The following is a 23,650-nucleotide window of genomic DNA, read 5'->3' on the forward strand; positions in this document are numbered from 1 at the left end:
AATACGGTCAATCAATTCAATAAAGGTTTTGTTGTTAACATTTCGGGCGTTATTTTACCGGAATGCGGCTTCGGCGCACCTCCGGCACGATAACCCCCGGGTTAGTATTGTATGTAATATAATGAATATTATATACGATATATTTTTCCACGCACTTTTCGGGGACTCATTGCGCCGTTATTGCCGGATCCGGGAGCCGAAAAGGGTTTTCGGATCAGGCCGGTATGCGAGCGAGACCGCGCATGCCGCCCGTCAGGCAGGCTCCCGGACGACGAGCCCCCGGCGGAAGACGCCCCCTGTTGCGCCGGGGAACAAGTATAATGCTCCCGGCATTGACATATATGCACGCGGGGGTTGCCGAGCCAGGTCAAAGGCGCTGGATTTAGGGTCCAGTCTCGAAGGAGTTCAAGGGTTCGAATCCCTTCCCCCGCATGAGCATTCTCGTTCAGGCGTCCCTAACCCGAAAAACCGTCTTTCTTACGCGTTAACCGTGACACTTCGTGCCGCCTCCCCGCGCAGGCCGACACTCCCCTGCCGGGAGGGACGCCAGTCCCTCCACCCCGGAGCGGTCCCGAATCGGCACAACCCCACCGAATGGCTACCGTCTCCCTCACGTCAGCTCGTGTTTCCGGAGAAACTCCCGGACCTGCCTCGACTCGATCCAGCCCCGGTCGAGTTCCCGGACGTAGCTGTTGATCCGCTCGACCTGCTCCTGGATCCTCTCTACCGCCGTCTCTTCCTCGAGCAGCTCTGTCATGCCGAGGATCACCTGCAGCGGCTGGCGGATGTGGTCGCCGAGGATCGCGAACTGCTCGATGTTCCGCTCGATCTGCTCGAACGCCTGCTGCCGGAGCTGCTCCTCATGTTTCCGCTCGGTGATGTCCCTGCCGACCACGTGCACCCCGACTACCGTTCGATCGCGGACGATCGGGGATTCGTTCAGCTCGAGGAACGCCCCGGACCCGTCTTTGCGGCGGAACTCGATCTCGAGCCCCTCGACCGGCTCGCCCCGGGTTATCTTCTTTCGTCCCTCCTCCCACGCAGGGAGCGACGACGGGACGACGTAGTCGCGGCATTTGCAGCCGATGAGTTCGTCGGGACTGTAACCAAGGATCCTCATCACCGCCGGGGATATGTAGGCGATCCCGCTTTCGTGGTAGCAGGTGTAGATCATATCGAAACTCTGCTGCATGATCTCCCGGAACTGCGATTCGCTCTTCAGAAGGCATTCCCGCGCCTGAAAACGCTCGATCGTCCTTCCGAGACGTCTCGCAACGGTATCGATCAACGCCCGCTCCTCCCGGAGGAACGGGCCGTCGGACTCTTCCGGTCTCTCGCGGAGATAGCAGACCACCACCATGCCGACCGTCTCGGCGTTGACGATGACCGGAGATGCCTGCCGCCAGGGTGTCTCCCGGAACTGTTCCGTCCTGTACTCGCGCCCGCGCACCGTGATCCTGGCGACGGCATCCTCCGGGTACTGCCAGCCGGAAGGAAGAGCCCGGACGACTTCGCCGAAGATCTCGTCGAGCGAGGTCCCCGGCTGCTCGATGATCCGGGATAACTCGTAAAGGGTTGAGAGTTCTTTTACCCGCTCGTTCAGGTCATGTGTCCGTTTCCGCAGGGCATCCTCCGCCTGCTTTATCTCGGTGATATCCCTCGTAATGACCGCGATCCGGGTGACGGTATCGTGCGCATCCCTGACCGGGTAGAGGACGGCATCGTACCGCCGTCCCTCCCGTGTATCTTCGAATCGTGTGCGCCTGCCTGAGGCGGCGACCTCGCGGAGGCGGGCCGCGTATACTTCCGCCACATCCGGCGGGAAGAGTTCAGACGCAGTCATGCCGATGAGGGCCTCCCGGGAGAGCCCAAACCGCCGGGTCGCTGTCTCGTTGACGTCGATAAGTCTGCCTTCTGCATCGACGAGAACGATCATCTCTTCTGGGGCGTCGAGGAGGGCACGGGCCGTCGCCTCGCTCTCCCGGCGTTCGTCTTCGGCGCGTTTCCGGTCGGTGATGTCGTAGAGCTGCTCGACGATGAACGCCACTTCTCCCTGCGGATCGAGGATCGGACTTGCCCGGCACTCCAGATAACGCCCGAGTTCGGGCACGAACTTCTCGACGACCTCCCGCTTTCTGCTCTCGAGCGCCCTGGCCGTCGCGCAGACTGTGCAGGGTCCGGTCCGCCCGAGGAGGTCGTAGCACTTCCGCCCCCTCACCTCCTCCGGCGTCATCCCGAGCATCTCGTAGCCGGCACGGTTGTAGCGCAGGATCGTGTGGTCCGGGAGCTGGACGCCGACGATGTCGCCGAGGTTCTCAAAGAGCCCCTCGAGCAGGGTGTTCGCCTCCTCCAGGCGGCGTCGGGTCTGTTCCTCCCCGGTGACATCCTGCCAGGCGACGACGGCGCCGGAGATCACGCCGTCCATGACGATAGGCGAGGCGGATACGACGACGTGAAGATCCTCGCCCCCGGGCTCATGGATGGCAAACCGGCAGGATTTCAGCGTCTCTCCCCTGAGCGCCCGATGCCCGGGGAGGTCCTCGGGCCGGACAGGTTCGCCGGCAGGGTACCTGATCGCTGCATCCCCGGACGTATCCCGCCTCCCCAGGAGTGCCCGGACTATCCTGTTCTCTTTGCCCGGACCCGCCACGACCACCCCGCCGTCTGCGTCGTAGACGATCCCCTGCCTGCCGATGGCAGCGAGAAGCGCATCGCGCTCCAGTTCTACCTGGACGGCCCGCGCGGCAAGATTCCGGTTCTCAGCGATCAGAGCCTCGATGCCTGCTTTCAGTCTCTCCCGTGACCGCCGGTCGAGAGTGGGGGCGGCATCCTGTAGCATCTGCAGAATGTCGGCGGGATACTCATTGTGCAGTTCCTCCATCAGGTCACCCCGGTTCAGGACAGTTCCGGCACCCGCATAGCTTTACTCTCCCCCGGACCCCCCGGCAGGGGAGGCGGGACGGGTCTGCCCGCTCCTGCAACAGAACGAGAACTTCCACGGCAGCCGGTTTCCGCATCGGGTGCGGCACAGCGCGGATCTTGCCGCGCGTAGCGGCAGGGGCACTCCGTATTCCTATCGGTTGCCCGGCGAGCTCGCCGGACAGCCGGTGCATCGTGGACAGTTCTGCAGGCGTGGTATGAGACATTGAAACATCATCCGTTCGGGCAGGTCAAAACCAGATACAAGTATAATTTTGATCAGATAAAATGAATTGGCACCGGAAATCCTCTGCCGGAAGGCTGAACCGGCTCAGAAGGAGTGCCGTCTGCGGCCTGCGAAGCCCTGACCGGGAGAGGTGTGCCGGTCTTCGCCGTCCGGGCACAGCCGCAGGCGGGCGATCGAAATTTAGATGACCGATACGGGTATGTCAGTGGTGCGGCTGGAGATCCTGTCGACCCGCATCTGGCGCGATAATGGTTCACGGCAAAAACCATTCCTCCCCGGCGTTCCCCGGCAAAAAAGTACCGCCGGCGGCAAACAGCCAGTTCGCGATCATTGCCCCCGACCTCGGGCTCATATTCCTCTTCATCGCGCTGGTATCGTGCACCCCGCTCCTCGTCGGTCTCTGGTACGGCGAGACCGATCTCCTCCTCCCGATGGCCTCGGCTCCGGCGGGGTTCGGCATCATCGGGATCTGGCTTGCCGGTATCCCGAAGGCGGAGGGAGAGGCGCACCTCACCGTCGCGCTCTCGGCGGTCGCCCTGATCTGGCTCGCCGCCGCACTGATAGGCGCGCTGCCGTATACGCTCGGTCTCGGGATCTCCTACACCGACAGCGTCTTCGAGGCGATGTCGGGCTGGACGGGCACGGGGCTCTCCCTTCTCCCGTCGGTCGATACCACGCCGAGGACGATCCTCTTCTGGCGGTCGCTGACCCAGTGGATGGGCGGGCTCGGGATCGTCGCGTTCACCATCGCTCTCGCGGGCAGGTCGGGTCTGACGCGGTTCCGGCTCTACCGCTCGGAAGGGCGGTCCGAGACGTTCATGCCGAGCGTCGTGGCCACGGCCATAGAGATGTGGCGGATCTACCTGGTCCTCACGGCCCTCGGCATCGGGCTCGTCCTCCTCTCGGGGATACCCTTCTGGGACGCCGCGAACATCGTCATGACGGCGGTATCGACCGGCGGGTTTGCGGTTCATACGGCCGGCATCCTCTACTACGAGAGCCCGCTCCTTGAGATGCTCGTCGTCCCGATCATGATCGCCGGAGCCCTGCCGTTCAAACTCTATTTCCTCCTCTACTACCGGAGAAGGTTCGGTCTCCTCGCGGACCGGCAGGCAATCCTCCTCTTTGCGCTCATCCTTGCCGGGTGCGCCGTCGTCACCTTCGATCTCGTATCCATCTCATCCCTGACGCCCGCGGAGGCGCTCCGGCAGGGCATCTTCATGACGGTGAGCGGCATCACCTGCACCGGGTTCCAGAACGGGGATCCCCGCAGCTGGTACGGCACGACGGTGATGGTCCTCGCCGCGCTGATGCTCGTCGGCGGAGCGGCGGGGAGCACCGCCGGCGGCATCAAACTCGGCCGGGTAATCCTCGGCCTTGAGCTCCTCAAGTGGTGGTTCCGGAGGCTTCATACCGGCTGGCGGGCGATCACCCCGCTCCGGCACGACGGGCGGCCGATCCTCGAGCACCTCCCGGAGTACGAGGTCTCAAAGAGCATGCTCGTCGTCATGCTCTTCGTCCTGATGGTCGCGGTCGCCACCCTCCTCCTGCTCCACCTTGCGCCGCAGGACGGGTTCGACTCCGCCGACGTCATCTTCGAGGTCGTCTCCGCCGCATCCAACGTCGGGATCAGCACCGGGTTCGTGAACCCCGGCATGAGTCCAGCAGCGAAGTGGCTCTTCATCATCGTCATGTGGGCGGGGAGGCTGGAGATCGTGCCCGTCATCGCCCTGGTGGCCGGGGCGTCACGGAGGCTGTAATCCGCTGGACTCCGTTGATGATACGGCGTAACGAGAGAGGATAGTATGCCGGACCGGGTATCCGGCCAAAAAGGGGGTGTGTAAAGGGTGGAGGCTTAGTTCTTCTTAGCCTTGTCCTGAACCTTCTCCGCCTTCTTGTCCTGCTTCTTATCCTGAGACTTCTTGTCCTTTCCCATGAATAACACACCTCCTTCCCGAGGTGGGATATATCTGATGTCAACTGTTCCGGATATATATTTTACGCTTGATCTGCCATTTTTTCTCAAAATTAGGCGAAATCGGGCGATTTTAATCGCCGTCGGGACATGGGGAGAACGGGGGTCGCACCACCGGGGCGCTACAACGCGAGATCGGAAAATCAGGTGCCGGCGGGGGGCACCTACACCCCGCGCCTGACCCCGGAGAGCATGTAGAGCACGATCAGGGAGAGTCCCCCGATCACCTCGACGCCTATCACGAGGGCCACGACCGGGATCGCGCCGGCAACCGCGAGGCCCCCGGATATCGGCCCGAGTTCGGCCGGTGTTCCTGCAGGCGCCGATCCCGGCTCGGCAAGCCAGTCGCAGAAGAGCGCTGTACCGACCGCAAACATGACAACCGCCATGAGGATGAAGATGAGCAGCCCCATGACCTCGATCTTTCGTAGCGGTTTTCCCGCAATGCGCACTGATGCCATCTTTGCACCCCTGCTCTCATGCATGTCGTTCACCCCCGCCTCGCCCGGTCACCCGGCGTTTCCCGAATGTAGTCGTCTCCGCAGGACGTGCCTCAAGCGTACGCCGTGGAGTGAGTCCGGCGCACGGGACCCGCCGGCCGGCAGTTACGGTTCCGGCCGGGGTTCTGAAGTCGATCGCCATAACAGGGAGGGCTGATGCTGTATCTGCGGTCCTTGCAGCCAGCAGACGGGAGGTCACGGAATCACCCGATACATTCGGTATCTCTCCGTTCACCAGTGTAGAATCGTTGACGCACCGATGCCGAAGCCGCGGGCACAATTCTACATGATTGAACATGACAATACTATGAGACAGAGGATGTATTTAATGGTACGCATCACGCCGTCCGCTGCACCCGGAGAGCCGCGTTCCCGGGGGATGCAATGCGCACCCGGCGTTTCATCCGCCGATACCGCCGCAGGATGGGGGCGACCTCTCACCGGGTAAAACTTCCGTTTCAGGGAAATACTGCGGGGAAGATCCGGAATACACCAAGATTTTTATCCGTTTCCCCCCAACGGATATAAGAATGCCTCGCATCTACCTCGGAAAGATCCTGCTCCGCTGGTGCGACTCCTGTCACGCTCCCGTGCTCTCCGGGGTCTGCGCCTGCGGGGCCCCGACCCGCCCGGTAGCCGTCACGCCGCCGGGAGACGCACGCCCTGCGTTTCCCGACGACGTCGAGCGGGTCAACCGCATATTCAGCGAGCATTTCGGAGCGCCGCTGATACCTGAGGGTCATATCGCGCTCCTGAACAAGGTCCCCGCCGATGACCGCATGGACGAGATCGTCCTCGGCGGCGCGGTCGTGGGCGCGATCCGCTACTTCCCGGAGGAGCGGCGCTGGGAGCCCCTCCCGCGCCCGGCCGCCGCTGCCTACCTGCGGCCGACGAAGCGCTTCGTCGTCGTCGACGACGGCGCGATCCCGTCCATCCGTGATTCGGGGGCGAGCGTCCTCGCGCCGGGGCTCGTCGCGATCGACCCCGCCGTCGCAGAAGGCGACGAGGTCTTCATCCTGACGAGAGCCGGCGAGTGCATCGGCGTCGGCAGGGCAAAGGCCGACGCCGCTACCGCCGCGACGATGGAGCGGGGGCTCGTCGTCCGGACCCGCAAAAACGTGCCCTCGATCTGTGTACCCGGCGAGGCGACGTGGGAGGATGCCGTCCGAGCAAACGAACAGGTCCTCGCGGACTACGAGGCCGCGAGCATCCGGTTCGTCAGAGAGGTCGCGGAGCAGAACCCACAGAAGCCCACGGTCTCCTACTCCGGCGGGAAGGACAGCCTCGCAACCCTGCTCGTCGTCTTAAAGGCGCTCGGCCCGGTGCCGCTCCTCTTCGCCGACACGGGGCTCGAGTTCCCGGAGACCTGCGAGAACGTGGACGAGGTGGCAGAACGTTACGGGCTCGACGTCTTCCAGGTCTGCGACGAGGAGACATTCTGGAAGACGTTCGAGGAGAACGGTCCGCCGGCCGTCGACAACCGCTGGTGCTGCAAGGTCTGCAAGCTCCACCCCGTCGGCCGCCTGATCGGCGAGCACTGGGGAGAATGCCTCTCGTTCATCGGGCAGCGGAAGTACGAATCGGTGCGGCGGATGCAGAGCAGGCGGGTCTGGAAAAACTCCCACGTCCCGCAGCAACTCTCGGCGGCTCCCATCCAGCAGTGGACGGCGATGCACGTCTGGCTCTACATCTTCCGCGAGAAGGCCCCCCACAACCGCCTCTACGAGCGGGGGCTCGACCGCATCGGGTGTTTCATGTGCCCCTCAAGCGACCTTGCGACGTTTGAGATCATCGGGGAGTCCCACCCTGAACTCCTGGAGATGTGGCACGGCAAACTCGCCAGGTGGCAGGAGAAGCAGGGGCTTCCCGACGACTGGATCGAGCGCGGGCTGTGGCGGAAGCGGGGAGATGCGGATGAAGAAGAAGATAGTTATAATTGATTATGGCCTCGGCAACCTGCGGAGCGTCCTCCGGGGCCTCGAGCGGGCGGGAGCGGCGGCGACGATCACGGCGGACCCGGAGGCGATCGCGTCGGCCGACGGCATCGTCCTCCCCGGTGTGGGAGCATTCCGTGAGGGGATGGAGATGCTCGGCGACCTGAAGCAGGCCGTCCTTACCGCCGCCGTCGATACGCCGCTCCTCGGGATCTGCCTCGGGATGCAGATGCTCATGGACTCGAGCGAAGAGCACGGCGTCCACCGGGGGCTCGGCCTCGTGCCGGGAGACGTGAAACGGTTCGCCCCGGCCGCCGGGGAGAAGGTCCCCCACATGGGGTGGAACACCATCTGCATCGACCGGGAGACACCCCTCTTCGACGGGCTCCGCGAGGAGGAGTACGTCTACTTCGTCCACTCCTACTACGCAGCGGCCGCACCGGCCCATACCCTCGCAAGCACCGCCTATATCAGCCCCTTCGCCTCCGCCGTCAACAACAATCTCACCTACGGGGTCCAGTTCCACCCCGAGAAGAGCGGCGCGGTCGGGCTGAAGATCCTTGAGAACTTCATAGAACGGGTCTGCTGACCGGGGGCCTGCAGACAGGCACCCTGTTTTTATCTCCCTGATGGGGGCGGTGCTTTTTTGGCTGCACGGGTGCCGCGGGGTTGACGGTCATCGGATTTACTGCTAGGATCGCCTCAAGAGAGTTCGGGCGCCGCGAGGTGCGATACGAGTTTCTGGAGTGCAACGGACGGAACGGCCCGAACGAGGAGCAAACACCGTGCAGTGAACCGTGGTGGCTATCGCCACGCGGGGTGGGGCTGACGGGGAGTGCGATGTTCCGACAGGAACGGAGCACGAGAAGGCCGAAGGCCTTGGAGGTGCGAGTGCAGCGAGCTTGAGCACCGTTAGGTGCGAGGTGCGAACGGAGTGAGCATGAGAAACTCGAAGAGTTTCGAGGGGGTCTCCCCCTCCCCTGTCTCGCGCAAAGATCCGCATACCTCACCACCCACCCCGCCCGGCCTCCGGCTTCCTCACCCGCACCTGCGGTGCTCATGCTCCGGCCCTACGGCCCGTCGCACCCCACACCTCGGGGCGGGGGCAGTCATGGCGATATCCAAGGAAAAGCCGTGCCTCAATTTTTGTGAGCGATGGAAGTTCATCCAGGGTGACGAAAAACGTGATGTCGGGATTTTGTGAAAGCAAAAGGACTTCACCAGACAACGTCCCACGGAAAACAGAGCACGGCCCCCGCAGCGCGCCGGTGGCGTCACTATAAAAAAGGAACGGGCGGTTCAGTTCCCGTTCATGTGCTTGCGCATCTCCTGGTCCCGGAGGATGTTCCTCTGGATCTTGCCGGAGATGGTCTTCGGGAGCTCCTGGACGAACTCGATCAGCCTCGGGTACTTGTACGGGGCGGTGGTGTTCCGGACATGGGCCTGGAGTTCCTTGACCAGCGATTCGGACGGCTGGTTGCCCGGCTTCAAGACGATGAACGCCTTGACGACCATCCCCCGGATGAGGTCCGGCGACCCGACGACCGCCGACTCCTGGACGGCCGGGTGCTCCATGAGCGCACTCTCCACCTCGAACGGCCCGATCCGGTAGCCGGACGACTTGATGACGTCGTCGTCGCGGCCGATGAACCAGAAGTAGCCGTCCTCGTCCATACGCGCCTTGTCGCCGGTGTAGTAGAACCCGTTCTGGAACGATTCCCGGTTCGCCTCGGGGTTGTCCAGGTACTCCACGAAGAGCCCGACCGGCCGGGGATCGAGTTTGACCGCGATACGTCCTTCCTCGCCGGCGCCGACCGGCTTCCCGTCGTCGTCGTGGAGCTCGATACGCCAGCCCGGAGCGGGTCTTCCCATGGAGCCGGGCTTATGCTTCATGCAGGGGAACGTGGCGATGCAGCAGACGGTCTCCGTCTGGCCGTATCCCTCGTAGATGGGCTGCCCGGTACCGTCCTGCCAGACGCGGATCACCTCGGGGTTGAGCGGTTCGCCGGCGCTGCAGCAGTGCCGGAGGTCCCGGAAGTCGAACTTGTCGAGGTCGGCGAGGATCAGCATCCGGTAGACCGTCGGCGGTGCGCAGAACGTGGTCACCTCGTACTTCTCGATCAGCGGGAGGAGCTCGGTCGCGCCGAACTTCCCCCGGATGTCGTAGACGAAGATGCAGGCTCCGGCGATCCACTGGCCGAAGATCTTGCCCCAGGCGCACTTCGCCCACCCGGTATCGGAGAAGGTCAGGTGAAGGTCGTTTTCCGTGACGTCCTGCCAGAGCGAGGCGGTGATGATATGCCCGAGCGGGTAGGAGTGGTCGTGCAGCACCATCTTGGCCTCGCCGGTGGTGCCCGAGGTGAAGTAGATCATCATCGGGTCGGTCGACTTCGGCTTCTTCGCGACCGGCATGCTGACCTTGTGGTGCGATACCGGTGCAGGGTAATTGAGCTCGTGCGGGTAACTCGCCCAGCCCTCCCGCTCCCCGTCCGCGAGGAAGAGGGTATCGAGCAGCGGGCAGGCGTTGGCGACCTCGTCGACCTTCTCGGCGTTCTCGCAGTTGGTGATGATCATCCTGAACTTCCCGGCCTGCACGCGGTATTTGATGTCTTTAGGAGTCAGCATCGTCGGGCAGGGGCAGAAGACCGCCCCGAGCTTGATGAGCGCGATGACGAAGATCCACCATTCCGGGATCCTCGGGAGCATCAGCATGACCCGGTCGCCCTTCTTGATGCCGTACTTCAGGAGGATGTTCGCGGCACCGTTGGAGAGATACCGCAGATCGCGGAAGGTGTATTTCTTCTCGTTCCCCTCCTGGTCCACCCAGATCATGGCGAGCTTGTTCCGCTCGGTCTCTGCCCACCGGTCGATCACGTCATACCCGAAGTTGAACTGTTCGGGGACGTCGATCGTGAAGTTGGCGCAGGCGGCCTCGTAGTCGGTCATGTTCGGCTCCGGAACGCCTTCGGGCGGCACTCCCGCGGGGACCGCGGCCTGCACCCCGCTCCCGGCTGCACCGTCGAGGTGCTTCGTGCAGAGTTCGTTGAGCCATTCCGACCGGGACATCCCCCGGAATTCACGCATCCTGTCGATTGTCTTCACGAGGTCGTCATCCATCGTGACCGAGTATCGCACCATACATACAGGTCTGTGGTGCACCATATCACCTTTTTGATTTATCGCGCACCACAATTCCGGGAAATGGCATACTCCTGGTGCGTTCGGCCCGTCTATCGTCCGGGAACCGATCCGGCCTGTCGGTCAGGGAGGGGGGAGCGCACCGGGTCTGAACCGGGCCCGTCATCACCACATTCAAATAGAGTCGGCATGCATCCGGGTCGCGTATGGAGCGGACTATCCTCGTTACGGGTTCGACGGACGGGATCGGGAAGGCGACCGCACGCACCCTGGCCGGACAGGGCCACCGGGTGCTGCTCCACGGCAGGGACCGGCAGAAGGGCCAGAGAGTCCTCGCGGAACTGGAGGCGGCCACCGGTTCCGACCGATTGAGCCTCTTCGTCGCCGATCTCGCGGTGCAGGATCGGGTCAGGGGTCTCGCGAGGGAGATCGGCGAGGCGTGCGACCGGCTCGACGTCCTCGTCAACAACGCCGGCGTCTTCATGCCGGAGCAGGAGATTCTACCCGGCGGGATCGAGACGACGTTCGCCGTGAACTACCTCGCGCAGTTCCTGCTCACCCACGAACTTCTCCCGCTCTTCGAGCGAAGCACAGGGGCAAGGATCGTCAACGTCGCGTCGATCGCCCACCGGAGCGTGCGGTCGATCGACTGGGAGAACCTCCCGGACTTTCCGGACTACGACGCCTACGATGCCTACGCCGTATCGAAACTCGGGGTCGTCGCCTTCACCGCACGGCTCGCCCGGACCCTCGAAGGGACGGGGGTGACGGCAAACTGCCTCCACCCGGGGGTGATCGATACCAAACTCCTCCGGGCCTACATGGGCGGTCGGGGCGGCGCCCCGCCGGAGCAGGGAGCGGAGGTGGAGGTGCACCTCGCCGTCTCGCCGGAAACCGGGGCGATGAACGGCGGCTACTTCGAGGAGAGCCGGTGGACCCGTCCGTCGTCACTCGCCCTCGATGCAGGGGTGCAGGAGCGGTTCTGGGAGATGGGAAGCAGTCTCACCGGGGCGGTGCGGTGGGCCGACCCGAAAGCATATCCCCGATGAGGGAGAGCGGACACCCGGAGGAAGGATCACATGACAAAACGCAGCATAAAAGGCGAAGAGAAAGCGGAGACGAAGGAGTACTGGTGCGAGATCTGCGGAGCGGCCTGCGACGAGATCACCGAAGAGAACTTCCCGGACCTCGAGAAGGCCCGGACGCTCTGCCCCGACTGCAAGAAGTCCTACGACGAGTCCTGCAGGATCAGGTGACGGGAGGGATCACTTCCCGGCCTTCAACTCCTCGATCATCTCCTCGACCTCCTCGTAGCCGTGCTGGTAGAATCCCTCTTCGACGGGGTCGAGTTCCCGCAGGAGGCGCAGGAATTCCCCTGCATGCTCCTTCTCCTCGTTCGCGATGTCGCGCATCACCTTCTGGACCAGCGGATCGTCGGTCGATTCGGCGATCTGGTCGTAGAACTGGATCGCCTCGTACTCGGCGGCAATCGAGAACCGGATCGTCCGGATGAGTTCTCCCCGGTCCAGTTTGCGTTCCATGTGGTTCCCGGCAAAGGGGTTTGTAAAATCGGGCATGTCGGATGACCTCCGGGGGCTCATGCGGCGGGGCGTTATTTATAGGTTGGGCCCGCTGTGAACGGGGAACCCCTTCACGCGATCATCGTGATCCTCGTCTCCGTCTTCGCGTCCACCGGCTCCGGAAGAGATCCCATGTATGCGACCAGTGCATCGACGTCGAACGGGCCGTTGACCGCATTCGTCCCTTTCGTGAACGCGGTATACCCGTCGCCGCCGGTTGCGAGGAAATCGACCATTGCCGCCCTGTATTCCGCGTTCGGGTCCAGCGGGACGCCTTTCACCCGGATCTCGGTAATTTTGCTGCCCGCGGGTCTTTCGTCGTCGAACGTGTAGACTAGCCCGGAGACGGCGAGGTTGTGGGGCGGCAACGGGGTCTCCCACTGCTGTTCCAGCACATCCCTGATCCCGTCTCCCGTTATGGTCATCGAGAGCACGGTCGCAGAGAACGGCTGCACGGAGTAGAGGTCGCCCCACGTGACGTTGCCCCCTGCTATGTCCGCCCGGAGCGAGCCGGTGGTGATGAACGCGATATCGGTATTCATCGCCGCCCGCTGGCCGTCGGCGACAAGGTTCCCGAGTGCGGATTCGCCAGCACCGGTCTCCTCGCGCGTGATATCCGCCGATGCAACCGCGACGAGCCGGTTCGTCAGCGGCCCGACCGCCTCTTCGCTCAGTTCAAGCAAGAGAGAGGCTTCCGGGTCGGGGCTGGTGCCGGGCGGCCGGTCACTGTATGCCGGGACGATCCGTGCCGATTTATGAGTGACCTCGCCGGTGACGGGATCGATGACGAGATCGACGTCGGCAAAAGCCCTGCTGTAACTGTATGCCTGCGTCACCAGCACCGGCTTTCCGCCGGCGTTCTCCAGGTAAGCGTTGGTGAATGCATGGGTATGGCCCGAGAGGACGACATCCACGTCCGCATCAAGGCCGGCGACGATCACGGCGACCCTGCCCGTCACGTTGCCCCCTTCCCGGGTCGGACCGTCGTAGGGGTCCTGCGAGCCGCCCTCGTGGAGGAGGACGACGATCGCATGCACCCCCTGCTGCTGGATCTCCGGGACGTACCGGTTGATCGATTCGGTCTCGTTCTCAAAGGCAACAAGTTCGATGTTGGCCGGCTTCTGGATCGAGGGCGTTTCGGTCGTGTCGGCACCGATGAACGCGATTCCTACACCGTTGACGTCGCGGATCGTGTAGGGGGCGGAAAGAAGGGTGCCGTTTGTCTTCCAGGCCACGTTCGAGGAGATGTATTCCGCTTCCGCACCCGGGTAGGGGTCCGCCAGGTGGGTGATGGTCGTCGCACCGTTTCCCCCGCGGACCATCCGCAACAGTTCGTCCGTGCCACGGTCGAACTCGTGGTTGCCGAAGGTTGCGATCATCTCCGGGCAGTCGTCCGCGAGACTGTTGAAGAAGAGCAGGGTGGGTTCGTCCAGCAACAGCCCGGATTCCGGCGGCGACGCGCCGACGACGTCCCCGGGGAGCGCGATGAACGTGGTTGCCTCGCCGGCATCCGCCATCGCGCATTCGAGGTACGACGCAAGCACCGGTGCGCTCCCGGCCGGTTCGCCGTCGAGGTTCTGTCCAGCAGGCAATTGCCCGTGGAAGTCGTTGACCGCGAGGATCTTCACGTGTACCGGTTCGGGGTCCGGGGAGAGGTGCCCCGCGAGTGCGACGGGGGCGAGAACGACGATCAGGAGTACGAAAAAGCCGACGACCGCCTGCCGCCGGGGCGATCTGCCGTTCGGTGGTGAACCGGCTGTCATTAAAAGAACTCTCATCGGACGGCTAAATACCAGCCGGAATAGATCCGCAGGGGAAACGGGAGGATGGGGCGGATATCCGGCCGATACTGCATAAGCCCGGGTCGGGCGCTGCGGATTTCCCGTTCGTGTTCACCGGGCAGCGGGCCGAACGGCTCCCTCGCGGTTCCGGGCAGGTGGGGCGCTCAGCCGTCCCGGGGAAGTATTGCTGCGACCGTGATCGCATAGGTGACCGTCTCGCCTGCAAGCGGGTGGTTTGCATCGACCGTAACGGTCTTATCGGTTTTGTCGACGACGGTCACCAGGCAGGGTTTTCCCATCACCTCGACCCTGATGAACTCTCCGGGGACCGGTTCGTGGTCGAGTTCCAGCTTCTTGCGTTTTATCGTGACCACGAGTTGTTTGCGATAACTCCCGTAGGCCTTCTCCGGGGGCAGCACCACGGTCACCGTCTCGCCCCGGTTTCTGCCGATCAGCGCTCTCTCAAAAAGGGGATTGATCTGGTTCTTGCCGAGAGTTACCCGGACCGGTTCTCCCGTCCGGGTATCCTCGAAGACCTCGCCGTCGGGGCGGGTGCTGGTGAAGTGCAGGAGCAGGGTATCTCCTTCTGTCACGGGTGCCATAGGTACCTGATCGGTTTGTCGGGCAGGGGTTTAATTCATTGGGAATGCAGTGAAATTCGGAAATGCTCCTCTTTAAAAAATTAAAAATTACCAGAAATGACCGGTATTGGCGAAGAAGGATTTTATTCCAAATCAGTGAGAATATCTCCAATCTGTCGGTGCAGAATAAGTATTTCCACAGTCGCAAGAGTCCAGATATATTTCAAATTCAAGAAGGGCAGAACTCTGGGCTTAATGGATCAATATTCTTCCACTGCCAATCGCCTCCGGGCTTCACCGATGATAATTCTTTACCACCACAGGATATGAGATCTTGCCCGCAGAGGAGCCATGCCCTATTGTACTCCAGCCAAGAGGCGGTTATGCGCAACTCCGGGAGCAGATCTCACAATCGAGGAACAGGAGAACAGGGATATAAACGTTTACCCAAAGGTTCGAACCAGAAGAAAGCAAGCCTCAGGCGAGATTCGAACTCGCGACCTCGTCCTTACCAAGGACGCGCTCTACCGGCTGAGCCACTGAGGCGTGACGCACCAATTATGTTAGAGTTTTTCCCTATAAAAGGTTACGGCCGAAACCGGGCGGGGAACCGGGCAGGACCGCCCTTATTCGCCCCGCGCGGCGGCATCGATCGCCTCCAGCGCGCCGATGCTGGCGGTCACCCCGTCGAAGGTCTCCACCTCGACGATGGGGATGACGTTGCTCCGGCGCACGGCCTCCATCACGGCTGAGAAATCGATCGTCCCGGCCCCGACCGGGGAGTGCGTGTCCTCGTCACCGTTGTTGTCGTGCAGGTGGAAGTGCGCCGCCGGGTGGGCGAGGAAGCAGTCGAGGCACCCGTTCAGGTTCGCGTGGCCGACGTCGAGCGCAAGCCCGATCCCGTCGATGAGCGGCAGGTCCTCGCAGGAGCGCAGGAAGAAGTACTCCCAGTTCCCCATGTTCTCCACGAAGAACGCGACCGAGAGGTCTTCGGCCGCCGCCGTCAGTTCGGAAAGCGACTGCCGGAACTTCTCCACCGCCCGGTCCCGCTCCTCGCGCCACGCGTAGTAGCCCGGGTGGATGACCACGTCCGCCCCTACCTCGGCGGCGACGGCGAAGGTCTGCGTCAGGACCTCGACGCTCGCCCGCCGGATGGGCTCGAGGATGCTTGCGATGTTGACCCCCCGGGACGGCGCGTGGATGAAGTAGAGATACGAGTAACTCTCCAGCGGCTCCGCGCTTTCCAGGAAGTGCAGCCCTTCGTCCATCACCTCCACGCAATCGGTTATGGGAGCGAGGTTCTCGAGCGCGCGAGAGAGCGGCTCACGGTGAAGGCAGTAGGTGGAGACGCCGAACATACAGAATGTTCCGGCCGGGACGATAAATAGGTTCGGAATAGGCACCCCCCGGCACATCGTGCCTCGCCGGGCCTGCCGGTCGAAAGACGCCCGGGACGCGGAGGGGCCTCCGGCTCAGCCCTCCTCCGGAAGGTCGTTGCAGACAGGTCAACCCTGATGACTTCTCGTGCGGATAGTACTCAGGACAGACCCTATGGCATACCGTCACCTCTTCGGCCCGGTCCCCTCCCGGCGCCTGGGCACCTCGCTCGGTATCGACCTGGTGCCGCAGAAGACCTGCGCCTTCAACTGCGTCTACTGCGAGTGCGGCCGGACGACCGACCACACCTGCGAGCGGCGCGAGTACGTCCCGACGGAGCGGGTCATCGCGGAACTCGACGACTTCCTCGCACGAGCGCCGGACCTCGACTACGTCACGTTCGCAGGCTCCGGGGAACCGACGCTGCACTCGGGAATCGGCGAGGTCATCGCCTTCCTCAAGGGTCGGTATCCCCGCTACCGGGTCGCGGTGCTGACGGGGAGCGCGCTCCTTACCAACCCGGAGGTCCGGGCCGCCCTCATGCCGGCAGACCTCGTGGTGCCGTCGCTCGATGCGGTCTCCGAAGAGGTCTTTCTGGAGCTCAACCGCCCCTGCCCGGGCCTCACCGCCGGCCGGGTGCTTGAAGGGATAGTGACCTTTGCCCGGGAGTTTCCCGGCGAGATCTGGCTCGAGGTCTTCATCGTCCCGGGCATAAACGACGCGGAGGAGGAACTCCTCCGCCTGAAAGACGCCGTCGCGGCAATCAGCCCCGACCGCGTCCAGGTAAACACCCTCGATCGGCCCGGCACCGATATCCGGGTAAGACCTGCATCGCGTCCGGCTCTCGAGCGGATCGCGTCGATGCTGGGTGGGAATGCGGAGGTGATCGGGGCGGCGCGTACAGGCCAGGTGATGCCGCCGGAGATCGGGGAGGCCGGAGAGATCATCCTCGCGACCATCCGGCGGCGGCCCTGCACGCCCGGCGATCTCACCGCACTTCTCCGCATCCGTCCAACCGAGGTCGCGAAGCACCTCCGTGTCCTCGAAGCAGGGGGCCTGGTCGAACGGGTCCGGGAAAAAAGAGGAGTGTTTTACCGGGCGATCTAATCAGTCCCGCATATGAACGTCCATCTGTGGGAACGGGATCTCTATCCCCTCTTCTGTAAATCGCTCGCAGACGCGCGTGTTCACGTAGTCCTGGACGTCCCAGGCCATGTTGAAGGCCTGCGCCCAGATGACGAGCATGAAGTCCATGCTCGACGCCCCGAACTCGAGGAAGTAGACGGTCGGCGCAGGGTCGGAGAGGACATATTTCGACCGGGCCGCCGCCTCGTCTGCGATCTCGAGGAGGATCTCTTTTACGCGCTTGACGTCGCTGCCGTATGCGACCGAGATCGGAACCTTGATCTTTAACTTGACGTCCGGCATGGCGTAGTTGACGATGACGCTGCTCGCGACCTTCGAGTTCGGGATGGTGACCATCTGGTAGTCCATTGTCTTGATCCGGGTGCTGCGGGGGCCGATGCTGATCACGTCCCCTAGGTAGGTGTCGATCTTGATGCGGTCGTTGACCGCAAACGGCCTGTCCATGAGGATCACCGCACCCCCGAAGAAGTTGGAGATGATATCCTGGGCCGCGAGCGCCACCGCCAGGCCGGCGATCCCGGCACCGGCGATGAGCGGCGTGATGTTCACCTCGAGCGTCTGGAGGACCATGAGGATGGCGACGAACCAGACCACGTAGCGTGCCGAGACCTCGAACACCCGGATGATCCGGTCGTCGAGGTCGGTCTCGGTCTTCGACGCCATCCACCTGCCGTAGAGGTTGACGAAGCTGTAGGCAAATGAGGAAATCGCCCATGCCGCGATGAGGATTGCCACCGCGGTGAAGTACTGCCCGGAGAAGAGCCACGCGTACTCCCCGAGGAGGGCCTCAAGGTCGACGAAGAGCGTTACGGCGAGCCAGACGGAACCCAGGATTATGGCGATACAGAGGGGTTTATCGAGCGAGTAGAGTACAATGTCGTCCAGTCTGGATTCGGTGAGGTCGGCCTTCTTCTGCAGCCACCGGAACACCTCGTGCAAGACGAATGCGGCGACGATCCCACAGAGGACGATCGCGCTTCCATACAGGATGCTGTTCATTCCGGTACTAATATGTGCTTTTAGTGAAATATAAATATGAGAATTCATGGCGGTTGGTAAGGAAATCCTCGATGCGCTCCACGCCCTTGTAGACCGGGATATCACGCTCATGCACATCTGCGGCACCCACGAGGCGGCGATCGCGCGCGCCGGGCTCCGGAGCATCCTCCCCCGAAAGCTCAAGATCGTGATGGGGCCGGGCTGTCCTGTCTGCATCACGCCGCAGGGCGAGATCGACGCCGCGCTCGACCTGGTGGAGCAGGGCTGCACCATAGCCACCTACGGCGACCTGCTGCGCGTCCCGGGGTCGAAGGGGTCGCTCGAGTCGAGCGGCGGGGACATCCGGGTGGTGCAGGGCGTTCACAAGGCGGTGGAGATCGCACGGAGGGAGCCCGAACGGGAGGTCGTCTTCATATCGGTCGGCTTCGAGACCACCGCGCCGACGGTCGCCGCCACGATCCTCTCCCGCCCGCCCGAAAACTTCTCCATCCTCTCGTGCCACCGGCTCGTCCCGCCCGCGATGGCGTGGCTCCTCGCCCAGGGGGAGGCGTCGCTCGACGGGTTCCTCCTCCCCGGGCACGTCTGCGCGGTGATGGGCTACGAGGAGTACGAACGGTTCCCCGTCCCCCAGGTCGTCGCGGGGTTCGAGCCGGAGGACATCCTCCTCGGCCTCCTGATGGCGGTGCGGCAGGTCCGCGAGGGCGTGCACCGGGTGGACAACGCCTACCCGCGCGTGGTCACCCGGGAGGGGAACGTCAAGGCAAAGCGCCTGATGTATGAGGTCTTCGAGCCGTTCGACGTCGAGTGGCGCGGCTTTCCCGTGATCCCGGCATCGGGCCTCCGCCTGAAACCGGAGTTCGAGGGCTACGACGCGCAGAAGAAGTTCGATATCGAGATCCGGCACGTGGACAAGCACTCAGCCTGCATCTGCGACAAAGTGCTGCGCGGCATCGCACGGCCCTCCGACTGCAAACTCTTCGGAAAGGCCTGCACCCCGCGCACTCCCGTCGGCCCCTGCATGGTCAGCCACGAAGGAGCGTGCAAGATCTGGCAGCTCTATGAGTCAAGGAGGGCCTGAAACCCTCCTCTCCGCTGGCCTTTTATACCATACAGAACAACATCATATCGCAGTCTCGGTAGGGTAGTGGATATCCTGAAAGCCTCCGGAGCTTTCGACCCGGGTTCGAATCCCGGCCGGGGCGTTTCTTATTTTGGTCGAATGTCCGTCAGGGCAGATCCTATTTCCATAAGCATAAAAACGCCTCCTCAGGGGGCTCCGCACCATCTCCATGCCTCCGCAGAAACTGCCTGACGTTCGCCGACTCGACCCATCCCCGGTCGAGCTCGGTGATGATCTCGTCAATCCGGCGTGACTGCTCGAGGATCTTCCCGGCAAACGGGTCGTCAAGCATCTCCGCATACCCGACGATCACCTGCAGCGGGTTCCGGATATGGTCCCCGAGAATGGCAAACTGCTCGATGTTTCTCCCGAGCTGCGCGTATGTCTCCTGTTTCATCTGATCGGTGTGGATCCGCCAGGTGATATCCATAACAATCAGCATGATACAGAGCGGCTGCCCGGCATCGTTCTGCACGACGCTGCCCGAGACCTGGATATGAAACGGAGACCCGTTGTTTCGCAGCCCGATCGTCTCCTGCACGATCGCAGGGTTGTCGAGGAGATGGGCCGTAACCTTCTCCCCGACGGTGGGGTCCGCAAAGAATGCCTCCAGGTTTCGCCCCGTGATTGCACCCCCCTCTCCGTACCCGAACATCGAGGCAAAACTCCGGTTGGCATACATGACGGCCCCGGTGAGATCGGCGATGAGGATGCCGTTTGTCGACGATTCGAGAGCACTCTCCTTTATCTTCAGATCCCGCTCGGTGCGAATCCGGTCGGTAATGTCCCGTGCAATCGCTACGATATACTGCTCGCCGCCGAAGGTGACCGACCGGACGGTGATCTCCATCGGGATCTCCGATCCGGCCCTTGATACGAGCGACGCGGTGCAGGTCTGCCGGGATTCGGAGGGGAGATCGTCGTTTTTCCGGACGAAATCGACAAACCAGGCCCTCTGCTGCGGGGAGATCAGGTCGGCAAATGATGTTGCAAGCAGCTCCTTCTTCGAGTAGCCCAGGTACGCCCTCACGGCCGCGTTGACGTCCGCAAGCATCCCGGTCTTTGCACGGATGAGAAAGATCGCATCGTAGGTCTGATCAAGCAGCGCCCGGAACCGCTCGAGTTCCGCAAGCCGGCTCTGCAGTTCCGGGTAGTAACTCTTGTGCAGGGACGTCTCCCCAAGACCGATGATCTTCTCCCGGAGCGTATCCCGGCCGTTGGGAGGTTCAGAGTGCATGCTCATAGATCCGTTCGATATCTTCGCAGGCGAGGTTGCGCGGGTTCGTTACCATGCAGGGGTCGGCGTACGCCCCATGGGCAAGGGCGGGGATCGCATCCTCCCGGACGCCGATTTCGGCGAGGGTCTCGGTAATGCCAAGCGTTTTCCTGAACGCCGCCACCCCCTCCGCCGGGGGTGTTCGTTCGTCCGGTCCATTCCCGAGGATCGCTCCTATCCGGTCGTACCGGTCCGCCGCCGCCTCGTAGTTGGCCGCGATCACGTGCTCGAGGAGCAGCGCGTTGCACCGCCCGTGCGCAAGGTCGTAGGCCCCTCCGAGACTGTGCGCCATCGCATGCACGGCCCCGAGGCTTGCGTTGGAGAACGCGAGTCCTGCGTGAAGGCTGGCAAGGAGGGTCGAGAACCGCAGGTTCAGGTCTTCCGGCTCTTCCAGGGCCGCAGGCAGTGCGCTTCTGACGAGCCGTATCGCCTCGAGGGCATGCACGTCGGTCATCGGGGAACTGGCGTTCGAGACGTAGGCCTCGATCGCGTGGCTCAAGGTGTCCATGCCGGTATCTACGGTCAGGTCCCGGGGCATCGTCGTCAGCGGTTCGGGATCGAGCAGAGAGATGTCGGGAACGAGTGCTTTACTGACGATGGCGATTTTTCGTTTTCTCTCCTCGTCCGTGATGATGGCGAACTGGGAGACATCGGCGGAACTCCCGGCGGTCGTCGGGATGCAGATGAGAGGCGGCGCAGGCACCGGCACCCGGTCGACGCCCTCGAACGCGAGGATATCCTGCATGTTGGAGCTTGCTATCCCGATTCCCTTGGCGCAGTCCATCGGGCTTCCTCCACCGACGGCGACGATGCCGGTGCATTCTTCGGACAGGTAAACCTCCTTACCCGACATCACCTGCCGGGAACGGGGATTTACAGAGATAGAGTCGAAAACGGTGAACGATATTCCTGCTTCAGTCAGGCTCTCCCCTACGGCCTCGGCCCAGCCTGCGGCCCGGACACCCGGGTCGGTGACGAGGAGTACCTGCTTCATCCCTAAATTGCGTGCATACCTGCCTGCAAGCTGCAGTGCCCCGTGCCCGCAGACAAACTCGGGAGCTACGAATTTTCTCAGGTCAAGCTGGCTTCTCTGGATCATGATTCAACCCGACGGTATTCTGGCGATTGAAGCGCGGCTCTACTCAACTATACGGAGCCGAATCCATATATACCTGGCGAACCGTCACAATTGACTAATATACATTCTGGTATTACATCCGGCGAATTCACGCCGTTAACTAAATTCTGCACAAAAAATGGACATGTCGCGTGGAAATCCCTGCGTCATCCCTGCCGTTACCGCATCATACTTCCCGCCCCTCCGTGCCGGATCGCATGCAGGACAGTTTCATCGTCGGCGTTGCCGTCTCAGGCAGACCTGAAGGGAACCGGGACGGTTTTTGAACCGTCCGAAAAAATGAGTGATTGGTGTCAGTCGACGGCCGCAAGGCTGATACTGAAGAACTCCGAGGTGAAGAGATCCATATCGTCCTCTGCCGTATCGGAAACGATTGCCGGGGTCTGTCTGACCGCCCTGAAGACGACGGCATCGTCGGGGATGGCCGGGTCCATCGGGGCGTCGACGTTCTTCTGGATCACGAGGCGTGTGGGATCGAGGTTCGCGGCGTAGTAGTCCTTGAATGCCGTCCGCTTCTCCTCAGGGATGGTGACCCAGTCGGCCATCTCGGCGACCGTTACGTCGTTCGGGACCCAGCCGTAGCCGGGCAGGTAGTACTCCGCCCAGAAGTGGGTGCCGGGCGTCTCGGAAAGAAGCATCTGGTAGCCCCCGATGGCCCGGGCGGGAATCCCGAGCGACCGGCAGAATGCGGCAAAGAGCATGCTCTGGGTGCCGCAGTCGCCGTGACCGGTCTCGAACATGTAGGTGGACTCGGCGACCTTCGGGTCCCGGGTATCGAGCGAACCGTGCGGGACGTGGCTGTAGGGGTAGGTCTTGATGATGTGGTAGTAGATCATCTGTGCCCGGAGGTGCGGGTTCGTCTCGTTCCCGACGATCTCGAGCGCCTTCTCCCGGATCGCATCCGTTACTTCGATGTTCCTCTCCGATGCCGTGTAGAGCAGGTACTCGGGATCGCTCGTGTCGTACTCCCCGACCTTTGCCGGGTCGATATCCTCAAAGATCTGCTCGTAGGAGGTGAACCCGATATCCGCCGAGATGACCAGGTTCCCGTTGACCGCCCCGGCCGGGACCTCGTAGTAGACATAGCCGATAGCGCCGGTGGTGACCGGGCCGGCGACGATGAACTCGGGGCACGAGAGGTTCGTGACGGTGACGTTCCTCTGCGATTCCGTCTCGACCGGAAGCGGGAGCCAGATCTTCAAGACTCCCGACGAGGGAAGCGCCTCGAACGGGATCTCGAGCCGCTCGACGCCCTCGTAGCGCACCGGGTTCACGTACGGCCCGGTCTCTCCGGACCGGTTCTCCGACCAGGCATACCGGGCGATGTAGTCGAAGTCGAGCGTCGTCGCGGTCACCTTCCGCATCTCGTCGAAGTGGGCGTAGAGGTAGTCGCTGGAGACGTCGTAGAAGTAGAGCGTCTCGTTCTCCGAGACGATCTTCTGGGCGCGGTTCTCCAGCCAGTCAGTTATGTCCTCGTCGGTGATGCCGGGGACCTTCTCCCGCAGCGCCGCCTCTGCGGCCGCAGCGTCGAGGGGATACTCCATGTATGTCCTGTTCGCCCGGAACATAGCGTTCCTCGCGGCCTTAGCCTTATCCGGATCGCCGACGTCCGTGTAGAGGGCGAAGGCTTCCGCAAAGCGTTCTTCGGCGATGCGGTAGTTGGCGTTCGCGTACTCGGCCAGTCCCCGGGCATAGGCCTCGTCGGCCGGCGAGGGGATCTTTTCTTCTGTTGCGGCGGTGCATCCGGCCGCAAAGACAAGGAGGAGGGCGGATACAGCCAGGAGAGCGATGATCGCACGGTATCTCATAATAGAGAGAACATGCGGAACAGTGAAAAATCTTTTTGTTTTGAGGGGTCTTTCTCCGGCGAGTATCAGGGATTTACACTCTTTTTGCAGGGAATATCCCCGGCATTCGTCGGTTGCGGCCCGTGCATCCG

18 protein-coding genes and 3 tRNA genes are annotated in these 23,650 nt (G+C 62.7%); 9 read left to right on the forward strand and 12 right to left on the reverse strand.

From position 1 onward, the window contains the following. Nucleotides 1-347 precede the first annotated feature (347 nt). Nucleotides 348-432 (forward strand) — tRNA-Leu (locus tag DIC75_RS09945). A gap of 178 nt (nt 433-610) precedes the next feature. Here DIC75_RS09945 and DIC75_RS09950 read toward each other — a convergent pair. Then, complete coding sequence (locus DIC75_RS09950; protein ID WP_250987889.1) at nt 611-2,881, reverse strand: PAS domain S-box protein; 2,271 nt, start codon at nt 2,879-2,881, stop codon at nt 611-613. 533 nt (nt 2,882-3,414) lie between these two features. Between DIC75_RS09950 and DIC75_RS09955 the strand changes: the two genes are divergently transcribed. Beyond that, the gene (locus tag DIC75_RS09955; RefSeq protein WP_250987890.1) at nt 3,415-4,926 is read left to right on the forward strand and encodes a TrkH family potassium uptake protein; all 1,512 of its coding nucleotides are present in this window, start codon (nt 3,415-3,417) and stop codon (nt 4,924-4,926) included. A 379-nt stretch (nt 4,927-5,305) separates the two neighbouring features. Here DIC75_RS09955 and DIC75_RS09960 read toward each other — a convergent pair whose 3' ends face one another. Further along, nucleotides 5,306-5,602, reverse strand: a complete 297-nt coding sequence (locus tag DIC75_RS09960; protein ID WP_250987891.1) for a Na(+)/H(+) antiporter subunit B — start codon at nt 5,600-5,602, stop codon at nt 5,306-5,308. Between the two features lie 569 nt (nt 5,603-6,171). On the opposite strand from DIC75_RS09960, the gene DIC75_RS09965 reads away from it, so the two are divergent. Together DIC75_RS09965 and hisH are read left to right on the forward strand one after the other, a co-directional pair. Beyond that, nucleotides 6,172-7,581, forward strand: coding sequence for a phosphoadenosine phosphosulfate reductase domain-containing protein (locus tag DIC75_RS09965; protein WP_250987892.1), 1,410 nt, complete (start codon nt 6,172-6,174; stop codon nt 7,579-7,581). Continuing rightward, nucleotides 7,556-8,164, forward strand: a complete 609-nt coding sequence (gene hisH, locus DIC75_RS09970) for an imidazole glycerol phosphate synthase subunit HisH (RefSeq protein WP_250987893.1) — start codon at nt 7,556-7,558, stop codon at nt 8,162-8,164. The genes DIC75_RS09965 and hisH overlap by 26 nt, the downstream gene beginning before the upstream one ends. Nucleotides 8,165-8,874: 710 nt before the next feature. Here the strand turns inward: hisH and DIC75_RS09975 are convergent. After that, nucleotides 8,875-10,713 carry an AMP-binding protein gene (locus DIC75_RS09975; protein WP_250987894.1) on the reverse strand — a complete coding sequence of 613 codons (1,839 nt, stop codon included), beginning with the start codon at nt 10,711-10,713 and terminating at the stop codon, nt 8,875-8,877. Nucleotides 10,714-10,919: 206 nt separating this feature from the next. Between DIC75_RS09975 and DIC75_RS09980 the strand changes: the two genes are divergently transcribed. Beyond that, nucleotides 10,920-11,762: an SDR family oxidoreductase gene (locus tag DIC75_RS09980; protein WP_250987895.1), complete on the forward strand. Its 843-nt coding sequence runs from the start codon at nt 10,920-10,922 to the stop codon at nt 11,760-11,762. Between the two features lie 30 nt (nt 11,763-11,792). Continuing rightward, entirely contained in the window at nt 11,793-11,969 is a 177-nt protein-coding gene (locus DIC75_RS09985) for a hypothetical protein (RefSeq protein ID WP_250987896.1), read from the forward strand. A 9-nt stretch (nt 11,970-11,978) separates the two neighbouring features. Here the strand turns inward: DIC75_RS09985 and DIC75_RS09990 are convergent, their stop codons facing one another. The 5 genes from DIC75_RS09990 to DIC75_RS10010 form a co-directional block, all read right to left on the reverse strand. Beyond that, nucleotides 11,979-12,290: a ferritin family protein gene (locus DIC75_RS09990; RefSeq protein WP_250987897.1), complete on the reverse strand. Its 312-nt coding sequence runs from the start codon at nt 12,288-12,290 to the stop codon at nt 11,979-11,981. A 74-nt stretch (nt 12,291-12,364) separates the two neighbouring features. Then, nucleotides 12,365-14,056 carry a bifunctional metallophosphatase/5'-nucleotidase gene (locus DIC75_RS09995; RefSeq protein ID WP_250987898.1) on the reverse strand — a complete coding sequence of 564 codons (1,692 nt, stop codon included), beginning with the start codon at nt 14,054-14,056 and terminating at the stop codon, nt 12,365-12,367. Between the two features lie 182 nt (nt 14,057-14,238). After that, nucleotides 14,239-14,676 carry an FKBP-type peptidyl-prolyl cis-trans isomerase gene (locus DIC75_RS10000; protein ID WP_250987899.1) on the reverse strand — a complete coding sequence of 146 codons (438 nt, stop codon included), beginning with the start codon at nt 14,674-14,676 and terminating at the stop codon, nt 14,239-14,241. A 452-nt stretch (nt 14,677-15,128) separates the two neighbouring features. Further along, a tRNA-Thr gene (locus tag DIC75_RS10005) sits at nt 15,129-15,201 on the reverse strand. 80 nt (nt 15,202-15,281) lie between these two features. Then, complete coding sequence (locus tag DIC75_RS10010) at nt 15,282-16,013, reverse strand: sugar phosphate isomerase/epimerase family protein (protein WP_250987900.1); 732 nt, start codon at nt 16,011-16,013, stop codon at nt 15,282-15,284. A gap of 193 nt (nt 16,014-16,206) precedes the next feature. On the opposite strand from DIC75_RS10010, the gene DIC75_RS10015 reads away from it, so the two are divergent. After that, nucleotides 16,207-17,139 carry a radical SAM protein gene (locus DIC75_RS10015; protein ID WP_250987901.1) on the forward strand — a complete coding sequence of 311 codons (933 nt, stop codon included), beginning with the start codon at nt 16,207-16,209 and terminating at the stop codon, nt 17,137-17,139. On the opposite strand, the gene DIC75_RS10020 is transcribed toward DIC75_RS10015, so the two are convergent. Then, nucleotides 17,140-18,177 carry a mechanosensitive ion channel family protein gene (locus DIC75_RS10020; protein ID WP_250987902.1) on the reverse strand — a complete coding sequence of 346 codons (1,038 nt, stop codon included), beginning with the start codon at nt 18,175-18,177 and terminating at the stop codon, nt 17,140-17,142. A 46-nt stretch (nt 18,178-18,223) separates the two neighbouring features. Between DIC75_RS10020 and hypD the strand changes: the two genes are divergently transcribed. Next, nucleotides 18,224-19,255 (forward strand): hydrogenase formation protein HypD, encoded by a 1,032-nt coding sequence (gene hypD / locus DIC75_RS10025; protein WP_250987903.1) that lies wholly within the window; start codon nt 18,224-18,226, stop codon nt 19,253-19,255. 52 nt (nt 19,256-19,307) lie between these two features. Next, nucleotides 19,308-19,379 (forward strand) — tRNA-Arg (locus DIC75_RS10030). 36 nt (nt 19,380-19,415) lie between these two features. Here the strand turns inward: DIC75_RS10030 and DIC75_RS10035 are convergent. The 3 genes from DIC75_RS10035 to DIC75_RS10045 form a co-directional block, all read right to left on the reverse strand. Further along, complete coding sequence (locus tag DIC75_RS10035; protein WP_250987904.1) at nt 19,416-20,534, reverse strand: PAS domain S-box protein; 1,119 nt, start codon at nt 20,532-20,534, stop codon at nt 19,416-19,418. Further along, nucleotides 20,524-21,672 carry an alcohol dehydrogenase-like regulatory protein ErcA gene (gene ercA / locus DIC75_RS10040; RefSeq protein WP_250987905.1) on the reverse strand — a complete coding sequence of 383 codons (1,149 nt, stop codon included), beginning with the start codon at nt 21,670-21,672 and terminating at the stop codon, nt 20,524-20,526. The genes DIC75_RS10035 and ercA overlap by 11 nt, the downstream gene beginning before the upstream one ends. 332 nt (nt 21,673-22,004) lie before the next feature. Beyond that, nucleotides 22,005-23,519 (reverse strand): transglutaminase-like domain-containing protein, encoded by a 1,515-nt coding sequence (locus tag DIC75_RS10045; RefSeq protein ID WP_250987906.1) that lies wholly within the window; start codon nt 23,517-23,519, stop codon nt 22,005-22,007. Nucleotides 23,520-23,650: the final 131 nt, after the last annotated feature.

This window comes from Methanoculleus oceani, from assembly GCF_023702065.1.
Classification (GTDB): Archaea; Halobacteriota; Methanomicrobia; order Methanomicrobiales; family Methanoculleaceae; genus Methanoculleus; species Methanoculleus oceani.